16 protein-coding genes and 1 pseudogene are annotated in these 17,022 nt (G+C 23.6%); 13 read left to right on the top strand and 4 right to left on the bottom strand.

Annotation, left to right across the window (positions count from 1 at the left end; translation table 4 throughout):
* The first annotated feature begins 241 nt into the window (after window positions 1-241).
* Complete coding sequence (locus AAHM95_RS02405) at window positions 242-649, top strand: hypothetical protein (RefSeq protein WP_342273977.1); 408 nt, start codon at window positions 242-244, stop codon at window positions 647-649.
* 156 nt (window positions 650-805) lie between these two features.
* On the opposite strand, the gene AAHM95_RS02400 is transcribed toward AAHM95_RS02405, so the two are convergent.
* A complete protein-coding gene (locus AAHM95_RS02400) occupies window positions 806-2,053 on the bottom strand; it encodes an ISNCY family transposase (protein ID WP_342273976.1) in 1,248 nt (415 codons plus the stop codon).
* A gap of 140 nt (window positions 2,054-2,193) precedes the next feature.
* On the opposite strand from AAHM95_RS02400, the gene AAHM95_RS02395 reads away from it, so the two are divergent.
* The 3 genes from AAHM95_RS02395 to AAHM95_RS02385 all read left to right on the top strand — a co-directional run bounded on the left by AAHM95_RS02395 (window position 2,194) and on the right by AAHM95_RS02385 (window position 4,808).
* Window positions 2,194-2,844, top strand: a complete 651-nt coding sequence (locus AAHM95_RS02395) for an NAD(P)-dependent oxidoreductase (RefSeq protein WP_338978335.1) — start codon at window positions 2,194-2,196, stop codon at window positions 2,842-2,844.
* A 27-nt stretch (window positions 2,845-2,871) separates the two neighbouring features.
* A complete protein-coding gene (locus AAHM95_RS02390; RefSeq protein ID WP_342274009.1) occupies window positions 2,872-3,750 on the top strand; it encodes an aldo/keto reductase in 879 nt (292 codons plus the stop codon).
* Between the two features lie 737 nt (window positions 3,751-4,487).
* The gene (locus tag AAHM95_RS02385) at window positions 4,488-4,808 is read left to right on the top strand and encodes a hypothetical protein (RefSeq protein ID WP_342274008.1); all 321 of its coding nucleotides are present in this window, start codon (window positions 4,488-4,490) and stop codon (window positions 4,806-4,808) included.
* Here AAHM95_RS02385 and AAHM95_RS02380 read toward each other — a convergent pair.
* Window positions 4,795-5,912, bottom strand: a protein-coding gene (locus tag AAHM95_RS02380; protein WP_338975281.1) for an IS3 family transposase whose coding sequence is annotated in 2 segments (ribosomal slippage) — window positions 4,795-5,642 and window positions 5,642-5,912 — 1,119 coding nt in all. Because the reading frame shifts where the segments join, the coding sequence is not laid out codon by codon here. The two genes, AAHM95_RS02385 and AAHM95_RS02380, sit on opposite strands and share 14 nt — an antisense overlap.
* A gap of 206 nt (window positions 5,913-6,118) precedes the next feature.
* Between AAHM95_RS02380 and rpmE the strand changes: the two genes are divergently transcribed.
* The 7 genes from rpmE (at window position 6,119) to prmC (ending at window position 12,649) form a co-directional block, all read left to right on the top strand.
* Window positions 6,119-6,448, top strand: coding sequence for a 50S ribosomal protein L31 (gene rpmE / locus AAHM95_RS09635; protein ID WP_425289624.1), 330 nt, complete (start codon window positions 6,119-6,121; stop codon window positions 6,446-6,448).
* 177 nt (window positions 6,449-6,625) lie between these two features.
* Window positions 6,626-8,596, top strand: a complete 1,971-nt coding sequence (locus AAHM95_RS02370) for a hypothetical protein (RefSeq protein WP_342274007.1) — start codon at window positions 6,626-6,628, stop codon at window positions 8,594-8,596.
* Window positions 8,597-8,610: 14 nt separating this feature from the next.
* Window positions 8,611-9,636 (top strand): DHH family phosphoesterase, encoded by a 1,026-nt coding sequence (locus AAHM95_RS02365; RefSeq protein WP_342274006.1) that lies wholly within the window; start codon window positions 8,611-8,613, stop codon window positions 9,634-9,636.
* 24 nt (window positions 9,637-9,660) lie between these two features.
* The gene (locus tag AAHM95_RS02360) at window positions 9,661-10,251 is read left to right on the top strand and encodes a thymidine kinase (protein WP_342274005.1); all 591 of its coding nucleotides are present in this window, start codon (window positions 9,661-9,663) and stop codon (window positions 10,249-10,251) included.
* Between the two features lie 15 nt (window positions 10,252-10,266).
* The gene (prfA, locus tag AAHM95_RS02355) at window positions 10,267-11,364 is read left to right on the top strand and encodes a peptide chain release factor 1 (protein WP_342274004.1); all 1,098 of its coding nucleotides are present in this window, start codon (window positions 10,267-10,269) and stop codon (window positions 11,362-11,364) included.
* A gap of 17 nt (window positions 11,365-11,381) precedes the next feature.
* Window positions 11,382-11,783, top strand: coding sequence for a hypothetical protein (locus AAHM95_RS02350; protein ID WP_252320576.1), 402 nt, complete (start codon window positions 11,382-11,384; stop codon window positions 11,781-11,783).
* 26 nt (window positions 11,784-11,809) lie between these two features.
* On the top strand, window positions 11,810-12,649 hold the full coding sequence (gene prmC, locus AAHM95_RS02345; RefSeq protein ID WP_342274003.1) for a peptide chain release factor N(5)-glutamine methyltransferase: 840 nt from the start codon (window positions 11,810-11,812) through the stop codon (window positions 12,647-12,649).
* A gap of 245 nt (window positions 12,650-12,894) precedes the next feature.
* On the opposite strand, the gene AAHM95_RS02340 is transcribed toward prmC, so the two are convergent.
* A protein-coding gene (locus AAHM95_RS02340) for an IS3 family transposase (RefSeq protein WP_342274002.1) occupies window positions 12,895-14,012 on the bottom strand; the annotation gives its coding sequence in 2 pieces (ribosomal slippage) (window positions 12,895-13,742 and window positions 13,742-14,012; 1,119 coding nt in all).
* Window positions 14,013-14,090: 78 nt separating this feature from the next.
* Between AAHM95_RS02340 and AAHM95_RS02335 the strand changes: the two are divergent.
* Both AAHM95_RS02335 and AAHM95_RS02330 read left to right on the top strand, forming a co-directional pair.
* A pseudogene (locus AAHM95_RS02335) lies at window positions 14,091-14,564 on the top strand (transposase); the annotation flags it as partial.
* 490 nt (window positions 14,565-15,054) lie between these two features.
* Window positions 15,055-16,380, top strand: coding sequence for a hypothetical protein (locus tag AAHM95_RS02330; RefSeq protein ID WP_342274001.1), 1,326 nt, complete (start codon window positions 15,055-15,057; stop codon window positions 16,378-16,380).
* Window positions 16,381-16,514: 134 nt separating this feature from the next.
* Here AAHM95_RS02330 and AAHM95_RS02325 read toward each other — a convergent pair whose 3' ends face one another.
* Window positions 16,515-16,805: a hypothetical protein gene (locus AAHM95_RS02325; protein WP_342274000.1), complete on the bottom strand. Its 291-nt coding sequence runs from the start codon at window positions 16,803-16,805 to the stop codon at window positions 16,515-16,517.
* Between the last annotated feature and the right edge of the window lie 217 nt (window positions 16,806-17,022).

The following is a 17,022-nucleotide window of genomic DNA, read 5'->3' as shown; positions in this document are numbered from 1 at the left end:
CGAGTGAAAATTTCCCAAAAATATTTTTTAAAAAATAAATTATTTTGAAAAGTTATACTGTTAAATAAACATAAATTCCAAATAAATTCTTTTCTAGATAAAAATAGAAATAAAGTTTTTTAATTTTTTAAAATTTTTTGTATAATTAATTTATACAAAAAATTATATAAGTTTTTAACTCATTATTTTATCTTAAAATAAATGAGTTTTTTTATTATTTATTCAAAGGAGAAAAGAAAAAATGTTTAAAGTTAAACCTAATTCACCAGTTTATGAATTTTATTATTCTGAAATAAAAAAATTAGAGGGTAAAATTAAAGATAATAAAGAATTAGATAATATAATAAATACTGAAAAAAATCTTAAAGAAGAAATAGAAAAACTAGAAATATATCTAAAAACATTAAATGAAAATTTAAAAAAGAAATATAAAATAATTCCATATATTGAAAAATTAAATATATATGATTTAGAAGATAAAATCGAATCAAAAGGACAAAAAAGGGTTGATAATGTAGGAAAATATTTAAAATTAAAATCAAGTTTAGATTATGATTTTGATTCAATTTTTGAACAATGAAAACGCAGTGCAAACAGTGAAAATCAACCTTTAACAAGTGGATATAAACCAAGCTCACCACAGATGTAAAAGGGGAAGATATTGCATTTGCAATATCTTTATATCTTTAAAATTGATTTTAAGACACCAAATTTGCTCATATACAAATGTTTTAAAATTTTATATGGTTTAGTATTAATAAAATAAATCTCTTCTAAAATATGTTTTTTTACTTTTAATTAAAAATTATTGATATCCATATCTTCAAGGATGGTCTTTATTTGGTATATAAACTTTTTTAGTTTTTATCAAATCTTCTTTAATAATTGGTTTTAATGCTATTTCTTTTAGTTCATATATTTTATTATTATAACTAAGATAGAATTCATTAATAAATGATTTAAGTACAATTACATCAGTTCTAGGTTGTATATATTGAACTTTGTTATTTTTATAAGGAAAATATTTTTTACCATAATATGTTATAGTTGAACCACTATCTGTTTTTCTTTTACAAAATCTTGAAAGATAAACATTTATTTCATTTTGTGTAGGAGCTTTAACCATAGCAGATTTATTATCATCAATAGGAAAAGCAAACTGATTATTAAAAATGTTTATATATGTTTTAAGAAATTTATTACCATCTTCTAAATTTTTAATTTTATTAAGTCGTAATTCACTAATTAAGCGACTTTGAAGTGTTCCAAATAATCGTTCAATTCTGCCTTTAGCTTGTGGAATTGAGGTTCTAATTACTTCAACACCTAAATCATTACAGCATTTTTGAAATTGAGTATAAGTATCATTTTCTGTGTTTATTTTACCTGAATCAATTTTTTTCTTATATCCAAAAACTGTTCTATTATCAGTATAAAATATCTTTGGTATGCCATATTTAGTTAAAATTTGATAAAAAACATTATAATAACCATCTAATGTCTCTTGGTGATCAAATCATAGTCCAACAATATTTCCTGTAGCATCATCAATTGCAGCATGTAAAAATGCTTTTGGTTTATCGTTACCAAATCAATGATGATTACTTGCATCCATTTGAATTAATTCACCAAAATTTGTTCTACGATTTCTTGTGGGATGCAAGTTATTTTTTTTATTCTTATGTCTTTTTGGTGAAGTGATTTTTTCTTGAATTAATAGATTATAAACTGTACTATATGCAATTTTAGTGTTTTCTTCATTAATTAATTTTTCCTGAAAATGTTGAAAATTAAAATTATAATATTTTGTTTTATATAAGTTTATAATTTTATTTTTAATTTCTATTTTTGTTGCCTTATTAGAAATTTTATTGCGAGATTTATGAATAAAACCAACTTTACCTTCTTTATTAAAAATTTGAATTAATTGGTTAATTCTTCTAATAGTTAGGTTAAGTTTATTTTTGGCTTGATGTTTAGATAATTTATTAATAACAATGTCATTTATAATTTTGTATTTATATTTTTCTTTCATAGTCATGCTTCTTTCCATTTTTATTACCAAGTATATTTAACTTCACTTTTTGAGAAATTTTCACTCGATAACTAATAGGAAATTATCACTAAATAATGACATACTATAGTATATTGTTGACTCTTCGTTAAAATTAAGTTTGAAAAGGAGTACTAACTATGAAAATTGGAATTATTGGAGCATCAGGAAAATCAGGACTTGCCTTAACTAAAGAAGCTTTAAAACAGGGATATCAAGTTGTTGCCATTACTAGAAATCCTATTAAAATGCCAATTCTTAATAATGATAATCGATTGACCATTAAAAAAGCTGATCTTACTAATAAAAGTAGTATTAAAGCGGTTGTTAATGATGTTGATATTTTAATTAGTGCTTACGGCCCTACTATTGATAATCCCCAAAATATTCATCAGCAAGTTGCTAAAAACTTAATTACTATCATGCATGAATGTCAAAATATTAAAAGGTTATTAATTGTTGGTGGTGCTGGTAGTTTGTTAAATGATAAGAATGAAATATTAGTAGAAACAATTGCATTTCCTGAAGCATGAAAAGAGCATGCACAACAACAAGTTCAAGCATTAGATACTTATCGTAGCAGTGACATTAATTGAACATATTTTAGCCCTTCTTTATACTATGACCCAGAATTACCAACTTTAGGCAAATTTAAAATTGGTAACAATCACTTAATTGTTAATAAAGAAGGAAAAAGTGAAATTAGTTATGGTGATGCTGCAATTGCTATTATTAATGAGATTAAAGAACAAAAATTTATTAAAAAACGTTTTACAGCGGGTTATAATTAATATTTTGTTTGAAAGGATATTAGACAAATGTTAAAACTTACAAAAGAACAAATTTTACAAAAAACGATAACTTTAAATAATGGTGTCAAAATTCCTCAATTTGGATTAGGTACATATTTAATGGTTGATAGTAAATCTATTTATAATTCAGTAATTTGTGCTTTGCAAAATGGTTATCGTCATATTGATACTGCAGAATATTATAAAAACGAGGAGATAATTGGTAATGCAATTAAAGATTTTTTAGCAGAAAATCCAGAAGTTAAAAGGGAAGATTTATTTATTACTTCTAAAATTTGAAATGACAATCATGAATATGAACTTACTAAAGATGCTTTGCGTGGTATCCTGAATCGTTTAAAACTAGATTATTTAGATTTATGTTTAATTCATTGACCAACTAAACAAAGTTTTGAATGTTGAAGAGCCTTAGAAGAATTTTATGAATATGGTAAAGTTAGGGCAATTGGTGTTTCAAATTTTAATAGTTCACAATTGAAAGATTTTTTAAAAAAAATAAAAATAAAACCAGCAATTAATCAAATTGAAACACATCCTGGTTTTAATCAAAAAAACACAATAGATTTTTGTTACGAGAATAATATTGCTGTTACTTCATGAAGAACAATGCTAGGTGGTAGAGCAGATGAAATACCATTATTACAAGAATTAGCAAATAAATACAAGGTTACTACTAGTCACATTGCTTTAAGATGAGCTTGACAATTGGGTCAAGTAGTTATTCCTAAATCAACTAATCCAGAGCGAATTATTAGTAATCCCGATATTGGGGGTTTTCAACTAACAGAAGAAGAGATGTTAAAAATCCAAAAATTACCACAAACTGCTTTAGGGCCACAATCTAATGATAAAATTTGGGAGCGTGTCGAAGATGTCGATAACTAAAAAGTTTTAAAAATAGCTCCTTTCTTTTTTAAACCCTTGAATTAAAAATAAATGACAAAAGACGAGAATAAAATTCTTGTCTTTTTTTTGTAATTGTAAAATTTTAAAATTTTTATTATTAACATCCTTTAAATATCTACTACACGCAGTGACCAAGTAGGAGAAAGTTAATAATTAATAATCTTCTTTAACGCTATTATCAACACGTGTTAGGGAACTAAAAAAGTGAACTACAACACAGTTGTTAAAAATAGTAGCTAGAACATGTGGACTTGCATGGATAAATAAAAAGTGGAGTGATACCTAATAAAATATACTAACCATTTAATGGTAATTCTTGGGGTGGGAGCGAATTGGAAACTAGTATATATAGACCTGTTGTAGGGACCTATTGTATTAATTCTATTCTTTATTTAACCAACCTTGCCACTACCCAGTGAGCAAGTGTTGGTTTTATTTTTTATTTTTTTTGAAAAATTTTTTTGGGCGAGAAAATAAATTTCAAACTTGTAAAAAAAATTGAGCGGTGCCGGTTCAATTAAAATATTAATTTATTAAACATAAATTAAATAAATATTGAATCGAATGCCTCAATGTTTTTTAAAATTTCACAATTTATTTTTGAGCCCAGAATTTCTGGAATGAATAAAACTAATAATAGTATTATTAATAATTTAAAAATCAAAATATATGTCCTTTATGCTAGAAGCAACAGGACATATTAGGAAAGGATTATTATGCAAATAGAATTTAAAAAAGAACAAATTGTTAAAGATAAACCACAATCTATTCTTATTGATTATGTTGAATATAAATTATCACTTCCAAAATGAATGATTAAAAATAATTCTTTTATTGTTGATAATAATTACACATATTGGGTTTTTAATTCTGAAAATATTAAAAGAGAATTAAATGGTGATGAATTAACAAAATTATTAGAACCATATATTTCTGAACAGAAAATAACTGTTAATAAACCAGAAACACCCAAAGAATATTATCTTAATGATATAAAACTTGGAATGGCAACCCTTTTTAGGACTATTTTTTGGTAGACATTTGTTTTTGATAACTAATTGGAGTTAGGTAGTTTAGAGTACTGTGAATTCTTATGTTGTTATATCAATTGATGTAATCAAATAATTCTAATTTTAATTGGATTAATGATGTAAAATTTTTATCATTAATAAATTCAATTTTGAAAGTTTTAAAAGTTGCTTCAGCAACAGCATTGTCATAAGGACATCCTTTTTTGCTTAAAGATCGAGTTATGTTGAAAGCTAATAAAAGTTTATCAATAGTTTTATTATTGAATTCATTACCGCGATCAGTATGAAATATTTCAATATCTTTTAAACAGTGATTTGATTGCATAAATGCTTGATATACTAATGATGCATCTTTTTTAACTCCAACACTATGTCCAATAATTTCGCGGTTAAATAGGTCGATTAATAGGCAAATATAGTTTCATTTACCATTAACTTGAACATAAGTTAAATCACTAACAATAACTTCATTTTTAATTCTATTATTAAAGTTTCTATTAACAAGATTGGTTATTTGACTATCATTGACTTTATTATGATAATTTTTGAATGATAATTTAGTGTATTTTGATATTAAATTATGCTTATTCATAATTTCTTTAATTTTTCTGCGTGATAAATAAATTTCTTGGTTTGCTAGTATGACTTTTAATCTTCTAGTACCATAAACTTCTTTATTTTCTTTAAAAGCACTAATAACAGCTTGTTCATAAATATTATTTTGAATTTTATTTTTTTTCTTTAAATTAAAATAATATGTTGATTTAGAGAGTTTTAAAAAATGACACATTGTGCGAATTTTATATTTAGATTTATTATTTGCAATAATCTCTACTTTCTGCCTATTATTAGTGCTGCTTGCTTTAAAATATCAATTTCCATTCGTAACTGTTTTAATTCTTTATTTGCTTGAATTAATTGTTTTTCTAAATCTGAAAGATTATCTTTAGTTTTAAAACTACCTGAATTAGTAAATTGCTTAATTCAATTGTAAGTAGCTGCTCTTGTAACATTGTATTCTTTAACAAGGCAAGATACTGATTTGCCACTTTGATATAAAGCTACTATTTGTTTTTTAAATTCATCTGAATATGAGTTAATAGTGACCATAATTATAATTCCTTTCTTTTAACTAATTTGTTCACTTGTCTATGTAATTAGTGTCCAATAAAGTGTAACCCATCCAATTTTTACAACATAATCTACCAAAATAAAAACTCTATCCATCATTAATATTTATTTGCTTTTTTATATTGTTAATGATATTATTTTTAAGTGCTTTTTATTAATAGTAATTTTATAAGTGAGGTGAAACCATGGCAAAAGCAAGCATCCATCCAGAGTATTTTCAAACTAAAGTAACATGTATAACATGTAGAAATAATTTTATAAGTGGTTCAACTAAGGGTAAAGAAATCCGTGTTGATACATGTTCAAGTTGTCATCCATTTTATATTGGAAAACAATCATTTGTTTCAGCAAAAGGAAGAGTTGAACGCTTTAATACAAAAGCAAGTAAACAAGTTGAAACAAAAACAAAAACTGTTGAAATAAACAAAGCAAAACCACAAAATACTAAAACTATTGTATTAGAAACAGCAAAAGATGTTCTAAAACTAACTGATACTAAACAAGTTAAAAAATAATTTTAATTAAACTAGAAACTAATCATAGTTTCTTTTTTTATACTCTAAAAATAAAATTATTTACAGACATATTTAACATTAATTAAGTTAAAATATTGTATGTATACAACCCAATAAATATAGAATATAATTTTAATAGTATATGAAATAAAAAACTTTAAGGTAGGGAATGGTTTTATGGAAAAATCATCTGATTTTAATAAATTGGTAATAAGTAAAGGTATTAGATATAATACTGAGCAAACTAGTAACTTTAATTTTAGTATTATTAATTTATCCGTTGAAAAAGCCGTAAAAGATTGAAGTTTTGAAGGAAAATATCCTAGTTGCTTGGCAATTTTTAGTAATGATGAAGATAATATTGAAAAATTAATTAATGCTCTAGCAGGTTCTTCTCCTATTATGGAGGGTAAAATTTTAATTGATGATATTGATGTTACTTATAATAGTATTGGTTTTGAACGAAAAATGGCTTATGTTAGTATGCATTTACAGAGTTGAAATAAATTATTTAGTATTCAACGTAACTTAGCAAGAACAGCAGTTACTAATAAACCTTTTTTACAAGAAATAAGTAATATTAATCAAAAAATTAAGACTGATATTGAAAACTTAAAAAATACAGGTTTAAATTTAGACAGTGGTTATTTTAAAGAAAAATTAATTAATATTATTAAAAATTTTATTAATGAGACACAAAGCACTCGTAATAATTTTATTAAAGAATATCAATATCAAATTAATCATTTTCATAAAAACTTTGCTCAAGAGAAATTTAATTTTGCTGGAAGTGAAAAATTAACAGATATTCTAATTAAAAAATTCACTGCCGAAGAAAAAAATATTATTGCAAATAATAACTTATTATTTTTACAATATTTGCAAGATCGTATTTCTAGTTTGGAAAGTTTAGTGGGACCATGTTTTTGTGGATGTAATCCACCAAAAGAAAGAAAATGAGAGTTTCAACTACGAGAAATTAGTTTTGTTATTAAAGAAATAAATAATTATTTAAATAGAGAGATTAGTACTACTAGAAGTGAAATTAGAACTACATTAAAAACTTGTAACAATCATAATCAAAATTTTAATAGTGAACTTAATCATTTAGTTTCATATCAACAAATTAAATGTACTCGTAGTCAAATTGATCAAATTTTAGACCAGTGAATTGACTTAGCAGAAGTACAAAGAATTAAATTTAATATGAAACAAGATTTTGTGGCAATGCAACTTTTACCAGATGAAATGCATTTACTTTTAAAAAATATTAAAGATGAAATTAAAATCTATCATGATAAAATTTTAAAAAATCCACAGTTACAAGATAAAGAAACATATCAACAACAATTACAAACTTTATATTCACAGTTAATTGATGTCCGTGATTTAATTAGTGAAAATATTGTTATGATATTTAAACATTTAGATCTAAGTCATTTATTGTCACTACGTTTAACACAATTAACAATAGTAGAGCGACAAATAATAAAAATCATTCAACAATTAATTGTGCCTACTAAAATTTTAATTTTACATAACCCATTTGAACTTTTAAATGTTGATAATAAAGAACAATTAGCAAATTGAATTAAAAAATTACAAAAATTTTTGAAAATAATTATTATTTTTACAACTAATAATCAAGTTGATATTAATTTATTAGCAACTAATGTTACTGTTATTGAAAATGAAATAATTATTCAACAAGGAAATGTTAGTGAGATCACTGATAAACCATTATCTTTAAATTTATTAAAAGAAATAAATGAACAGCATATTAATATCGCAAAGGGAGAATGAAATGCTCATAATTTATATTTTTATAATGTAAATTTAGGTAAGTTTGGTGCTAAAACCGCTTCTACTATTGCTTTTAAATCAAATGCCATTTTGTTTAGTGCAAAGAAACCACGATTTACTTTTTTAAAAAATTCAATTATTATTAATGGTGTTATTAAAAATATTACTAAAGTTGATGATAAAAAAGCATATTTATTGGTTGAAACTACTAAATCAGAACAATTTGAAGTTTTAACTAATAATAATGATAATTTAGAAGTGGGAATTGTTGGTTGAATTAGTATTACTAAAAATTCAATTTTTGTTTTTGATGATGAAACAAAGCAATTAATTGGTACATGATAGAAAGGATATATAATATGAATAAGTTTAAAAAAGAAGTACAAGCAATTTATGAATTAATAAAAATTAGTAATCCAATTATTATTCATCGTCATATTAATCCTGATGGAGATGCTTTGGGTTCACAATGAGGATTAAAAAAAATTATTGAAGATAATTTTGAAAATAAAAAAGTACTTGTTCCAGGTGAAACAAATGAACATATGGCATCATTATTTCCACAACCAACTTTTGTTAAAAAAGAAGATTATGAAAATGCACTAGTAATAGTCACTGATACAGCTAATCGCGAACGAATTAGTGGCGAATTTTGAGAAGAAGGAAAAAAGATAATTAAAATTGATCATCATCCAATTGTTGATAAATATGGTGATATTGATTTAATTGAAGAAAAGGCTTCTGCTGCTTGCCAAGTAGTGGCAAAATGAGCACAAGTATTGAATTTAAAAGTTTCTGCTTTAGCAGCTAGAAATTTATTTCTTGGTTTAGTTACTGATTCTGGTAGATTTTTGTATCGCTCTGTTAATGAAGAAACTTTTCAGATTGCTAGTTTTTTAGTTAAACAAAATTTTAATTTATTAGACTTATATCAAAGTTTATATATTCAAAATTTAAAAATCGCAAGATTGAAAGGATATATATTATCAAATTTTAAAATTACTGATAATGGTGTTGCTTATATAATATTTAACGATAAAATAATTACTGACTTACAAACAAAAATTATTACTCAAAATAAAATATTAAATATTAAAGGTGAAGTTGTTTTAACTAGAGAAGATTTAACTAGCCAAGTTAATGTAATGTCAAATATTGATGGTATTAAAATTTGATTAATTGCTGCTTATGATCAAATGAATAGTAAAATCAAAGTTAGTGTTCGTAGTGCAAGATGAATAATTAATGATACTATTGCCAAGTTTGGTGGTGGTGGTCATCAGACAGCAGCTGGTGCATATTTACAAAATATTAATGAAGTTGAAAAATTGATTGATAGTTTAGATAAAATTGCTAGTAAATCACTAGAATTAACAAACAATTAAAATTAGAGATGGAGTTGGATATAAATGTATAGTCGTTATAATGAGGGATGAATTGAAGTAATTACTGGTTGTATGTTTGCTGGAAAAACCGAAGAGTTTATGCGACGTATAAATCGTTTACAGTATGCTAAACGCAAAGTGCTAGTTTTTAAACCCAAGGTTGATATTCGTTATGATGCTAAAAAAGTAGTAAGTCATAAAGGAGTATCTATCACAGCGATAGTAATTGATGATCCAATGCAAATATTAAAACATGTAGATAAAGAAATAGAAGCAGTTGCAATTGATGAAGTACAATTTTTTAAACCATCAATTATTGAAGTGATTAAAACATTAGCAAATCAAAATAAGCAAGTTATTGTTGCGGGTTTAGATCAAGATTTTCGTGGTGAACCATTTCCTGTTACTAAAGAATTATTAGCCTTAGCAGAATTTGTAACTAAATTAGATGCTGTTTGTGTAAAATGTGGTAAAGCAGCAACAAGGACACAACGTATTATTAATGGCCGAGAAGCTAGATATGATGATGAAATTATTTTAATTGGTGCGCAAGAACAATATGAAGCTCGATGTCGTAGTCATCATCGTGTCTTAATAAATAATCAGAATAGATAAATCAGGTGTGATATTATGAATGAAAAAACATTAGAACAGTTAATGCAACTTACTAAAAAATATAGTGAAATTGAAAAGCAGTTAGAAAATCCCGAATTAATTCCTCGTGATAAATACACTGAATTAACAAAAGAACATAGTAGATTAGAACCAATTATTGAACAATATTGAAAATATGAAAAAATTAACAAAGAAATTATTCAAGCAAAAAAGGCATTAGCAACCGAACAGGATCAAGAACTTTGTGAAATGCTTAAAATAGATATTAAAGCAAATGAAATAGAATTAGAAAAAGCAGAAAATGAATTAAAACTAACACTAATTCCTAAAGATATAAATGATGATAAAAATGTTATTATTGAAATCAGAGGAGCTGTTGGTGGTGATGAAGCAAATATTTTTGCTGGTGATTTATATCGTATGTATAGTAAGTATTGTGAAATTCAACGATGAAAAATTGAAACTATTGAGGCAAAGGAAGCAATAAATGGTGGATTTAGTTATATTGCTTTTATGGTTAAAGGTAAACATGTATTTGCTAAATTAAAGTTTGAAGCTGGTGGACATCGTGTTCAGAGAGTTCCAAAAACCGAATCACAAGGACGAGTTCATACTTCAATTGCAACGGTTGCTGTATTGCCAGAAGTTAATGAAGTTGAAATTAAAATAAATAATTCTGATTTAAGAATTGATACTTATCGTTCTAGTGGTGCTGGTGGTCAACATGTTAATACTACCGATTCAGCAATTAGAATTACTCATATTCCAACGGGTGTTGTTGTAACTTCACAGGACGGACGAAGTCAACATGATAATAAAGATAAAGCAATGCGGGTATTAAGAGCTAAACTTTATGAAAAAAAAGTTGAAGAAGAACAGGGAAGAATTGGTAATTTAAGAAAAACAGCTGTTGGTAGCGGTGATCGTTCAGAAAAAATTAGAACATACAATTATCCACAAAATAGAGTAACCGATCATCGGATTGGATTATCTTTATTAAAGTTAGATCGTATTATGGAAGGTAATATTGATGAAATTATTATTGCTTTAATTAGTAGTGAACAAAAAGAAAAATTAGAAAATATTGATGAAAATATTACAGTATTAAAGTAAAGAAGGAAGAAATTATTATGGATTTTAAGATTTTAGACTCTAGAACAAAAATTTTGTTTTTAATATCAGTTATTTTTTTATATGCGACATTAGGAACATTTATTACATTAACTTTTAGTAGTGGTATTATTCACATTTTATTTTTAGTTTTAACATTATGATTTGCTAGTGCATCTAGTTTAATTTTTCATTATTTATTATGAAAAAATTTAGAATTTTTACGAAATATTAATGGTAACAATATTAATAATTTTGGTTTTATTATTAGTATTTGTAGTTACATTATTCTTTTTCCAATTATTTGTTTATTAACAATTAGTTTTTTATTTATTTTTAGTATTATTGTTTTAATTCTCGTTGTTAATAATTTAATAAAAAAAACTTCAAGAAATAATAATTCATCTGTTAATTTTCAATAAAATATTTATTTTTGGAGTATAAATTAATGACTTATAGAGATTATCTTTTATTAGCAAAAAAAATTAATAAAAAAAATGAACAAATTAATAAGATAATTTTATTAAAGTTTATTAATAAAGATTTATCTTGATTATATGCAAATCTTAGTCAAACAATAGCAATAGATTTTTTAGAATCATATTTACAACTAGTTAAAAAATTTGTTGCTGGCTATCCTTTACAATATATTATTGGTTATCAATGATTTCTTGATCATAAGTTTGTTGTTGATAATAGAGTATTAATTCCTCGTAATGAAACTGAAGAACTAGTTAAAAATGTTTTTGTCTATGCACAAAACATTTTTAATAATGATAATTTAAAAGTATTAGATTTAGGAACAGGTAGTGGTGCTATTGTTATTAGTTTAGCGTTAAAGAAACCTAATTGAAATATAGTAGCAAGTGATATTAGCAAAGATGCATTAACTATTGCTAAGATTAATAATGATAATTTTAACCTAAAAAATATTAATTTTGTTGAAAGCGATATATTTACAAATCTTAAAAATCATAAATTTAATATTATTATTTCAAATCCGCCATATATTGATGAGACAGCGAATACTTTTTCAAAACATAATTTACAATATGAACCAAAATTAGCTTTATTTGCTGATCATAAAGGATTATATTTTTATGAAGTAATTTTTCAACAATGTCATGCAGTTTTAGAAAAATCTTTTTTATTAGCATTTGAATTTGGTTTTGATCAAAAAGAAGCACTAACTATTCTTATTAAAAAGTATTTACCACAATATAATTACAAATTTATTAAAGATATTAATAATAAATGAAGAATGCTATTTATTTGGCAAACATTATAACATATAAAAACAATTTAAGAACAATAATTTTGTCACTCAAAAGGTGACTATTTTATTTTTTGAAAAGGAAAATCTCATTTAATCTTTCAATTAGGATAACGGGGGCAGTTTTAATGTGGCGTATCATTGAAATATTAAAATATTTTCAGTATTCTTGTTCGGTTAATATAGCATTTCTAATGGAAAAATTTAATGTTACATTTCGAACTTTACAAAGAAATATGGAATGGCAACCCTTTTTAGGACTATTTTTTGGTAGACATTTGTTTTTGATAACTAATTGGAGTTAGGTAGTTTAGAGTACTGTGAATTCTTATGTTGTTATATCAATTGATGTAATCAAATAATTCTAATTTTAATTGGATTAATGATGTAAAATTTTTATCATTAATAAATTCAATTTTGAAAGTTTTAAAAGTTGCTTCAGCAACAGCATTGTCATAAGGACATCCTTTTTTGCTTAAAGATCGAGTTATGTTGAAAGCTAATAAAAGTTTATCAATAGTTTTATTATTGAATTCATTACCGCGATCAGTATGAAATATTTCAATATCTTTTAAACAGTGATTTGATTGCATAAATGCTTGATATACTAATGATGCATCTTTTTTAACTCCAACACTATGTCCAATAATTTCGCGGTTAAATAGGTCGATTAATAGGCAAATATAGTTTCATTTACCATTAACTTGAACATAAGTTAAATCACTAACAATAACTTCATTTTTAATTCTATTATTAAAGTTTCTATTAACAAGATTGGTTATTTGACTATCATTGACTTTATTATGATAATTTTTGAATGATAATTTAGTGTATTTTGATATTAAATTATGCTTATTCATAATTTCTTTAATTTTTCTGCGTGATAAATAAATTTCTTGGTTTGCTAGTATGACTTTTAATCTTCTAGTACCATAAACTTCTTTATTTTCTTTAAAAGCACTAATAACAGCTTGTTCATAAATATTATTTTGAATTTTATTTTTTTTCTTTAAATTAAAATAATATGTTGATTTAGAGAGTTTTAAAAAATGACACATTGTGCGAATTTTATATTTAGATTTATTATTTGCAATAATCTCTACTTTCTGCCTATTATTAGTGCTGCTTGCTTTAAAATATCAATTTCCATTCGTAACTGTTTTAATTCTTTATTTGCTTGAATTAATTGTTTTTCTAAATCTGAAAGATTATCTTTAGTTTTAAAACTACTTGAATTAGTAAATTGCTTAATTCAATTGTAAGTAGCTGCTCTTGTAACATTGTATTCTTTAACAAGGCAAGATACTGATTTGCCACTTTGATATAAAGCTACTATTTGTTTTTTAAATTCATCTGAATATGAGTTAATAGTGACCATAATTATAATTCCTTTCTTTTAACTAATTTGTTCACTTGTCTATGTAATTAGTGTCCAATAAAGTGTAACCCATCCAAAGTTATTGTTAGTGATTTAACTTATGTTCAAGTTAATGGTAAATGAAACTATATTTGCCTATTAATCGACCTATTTAACCGCGAAATTATTGGACATAGTGTTGGAGTTAAAAAAGATGCATCATTAGTATATCAAGCATTTATGCAATCAAATCACTGTTTAAAAGATATTGAAATATTTCATACTGATCGCGGTAATGAATTCAATAATAAAACTATTGATAAACTTTTATTAGCTTTCAACATAACTCGATCTTTAAGCAAAAAAGGATGTCCTTATGACAATGCTGTTGCTGAAGCAACTTTTAAAACTTTCAAAATTGAATTTATTAATGATAAAAATTTTACATCATTAATCCAATTAAAATTAGAATTATTTGATTACATCAATTGATATAACAACATAAGAATTCACAGTACTCTAAACTACCTAACTCCAATTAGTTATCAAAAACAAATGTCTACCAAAAAATAGTCCTAAAAAGGGTTGCCATTCCAATTACTTTTATTAATACAATGTTAATAAAAATTAGTAATTGCAATATTTCCAGAAAGCAAGATTACTTTGTAATTAATGGTGACAATGAAATAGTAGCAATAAATACTTTGCTTACACAGTTTATCCACATATCCAATGAATATCCTTTTGTTAGAATGAGTAATTTGTTCTTAATATGTGTATGACAAAAAAAATATTTAAGTAGTGAGTGACTTATCAATATAAGTAACACAAATAAGTATAATTTAAAAAAAGACATTATTTACTTGAATAACTTTTTCTTTGAACAAAATTTAAGATTAAAATTAAAATTTGAACATAATAAAGGGTTTCAATTAGATGGTTATGAATGACATTTAAGATTTATAACCGCTATTATTATTATAAAACTTATTAGTAAAGATAAAAAAATCTCTTAACTAATGATAAAGTCCTAACCTATATATACAAAAAAATAGAAATTATAATGATCAATATCGGTTATAAAAAATATTATGATGATCAACTAATATGATTTTTAACAATTCATGTACGAAAAATTAAACTTAATTTTTTTCTTGAAAAAGATGAACAAATTGAATTTAATTTAAACTTAAGTATAAAAAGAGAAGTCGAACATTTTAGATTAATAATTGCTAAAGAGTTTGCTATTGAGTTTGATAAGTTTGAAACCAATTATTTTAATTTCATTTGTTTACTTAATATTAAAGTTGACAGTCAATTATTTCCAAATATAACTTCAGAAATTAGTAACATTACTCAAAAAATATTTTCTTTTATTACTTATGAATATCAGGTGTCTTTATATTCAAATACTTTTAAAAGTAATTTGAATAGTTTTCTTAGTGATAATTGATTTAAATTACAATTTAATTATTATAGTGATATTGGTTTTGCCTTGGATGATACTTTTAAAATAGAAAGTGACTACCAATGAGGGCAACAACTCCTTTTTATTATAAATTCGCAATTAAAAAATAATTATTTTCCCAATCTTAATCTTTTACAAAATAAATTTTTAATAATTACTTTTCATAAAAGTTTTATAGCAAACGAGAACTGAAACATTCCCTTATATATATTCTTAATTGATGACTCCTATGCTAATAAAATTCAAATAACTTCATTTATAAAAGTAAATTTCCCTAATATTTTAATTATTTCCCTAAAAAATAACTTAAGTAATAATTTTAAACTTCATTTACTAAATCAAAAACCTTGTATATTAATTGAAAAGGTAAATATCTATAGTAATTATAATTTAGATAAATATAAGAATATTTCTGTTATTAATATTAATGAAAATTCATGAAATTATGAATTAGAAAAAAATATTAATGAAAAAATAAAACAAGTAATGTTAAAAAGAATTCAATATTCAATTGTGGTATTTAATTTTTATATCCAAGAAAAATTTTATAGTATTAAATCTATTTTGTGAGCATTTCAAAAAACATTTATCAAAAAATATAATTTAAATTTAGAATTTTTAGATATTGATGAATGTTCTATAATTAAAAATCATATTTATGAAAAAATATTATTAATAAATCAATTACTACCTATTCCTAATTACGAGTTCCCTATTATCCTTTTATATATAAAAAACCCTTTGATATTTCAAAACAAATTTAAAATTCATTTTATTTTCATTTTATTTACTAATAAAAACAATACTCAAAATTATAATTGAATCAATTTGTGAATTTCTTTATTTAAGAAAATGATTAATACTAATATTAAAAGTATTAGTCATATATATAAAATAATACAATCAATCATGACAATTTAATGTTAATTTCCCTTACATTTTTATATAAAATTAATAGTATAAATAAAAAACAAATATGAAATCATTTATTTTTAATAAATTTAATAATGATCATTTAGTTAAATAATCATCAGAAAGATAAATCTTAACTTTCATTATATTTTTGGTAAATAAGAATTAAATTTAATATAATCTATTTCTGCATCTTTAAATTGAGTTTCTAATTTTATAATTTCTTTTTTTATAGTACTATCTAATTCTTTATTGGGAAAAATCATTTTTGTAAAATCATTATTATTAAATTTTTTATCAATTGTTTTTTCAATGATATTTTGAATACAAATTGTTTCTATTATAAATGGTTTATTATCATTATCTTCATTTTCTTTTCTTATTTTTTCAATTTCTTCATTAGTATGTTGTATTCCTATTTTTCTTTTGGGCATATTTTTTGATTCTCCTTCTATATTTAATTTAATAAAAATCTAATATAAATATTAATCTATATTAAATTAAGATGTTTATTAAACCATTAATTAATGATTTTCCAATCCTTAATTAGTAATTTTAAGGTTTATTTTAAATTACAAATATTATTTATAAGTTTTTTATTCATTATTTTGAAACAACTATTATATTTAAAATAATAGGTGTATAATTTAG

Origin of the sequence: Spiroplasma endosymbiont of Phycita roborella, from assembly GCF_964031195.1 — a bacterium.
In the GTDB taxonomy this organism is placed as follows: Bacteria; Bacillota_I; Bacilli_A; order Mycoplasmatales; family VBWQ01; genus Spiroplasma_E; species Spiroplasma_E ixodetis_A.
The sequence above is the reverse complement of the archived record's forward strand: the minus strand, read 5'-3'. Positions and strand labels throughout refer to the sequence as shown.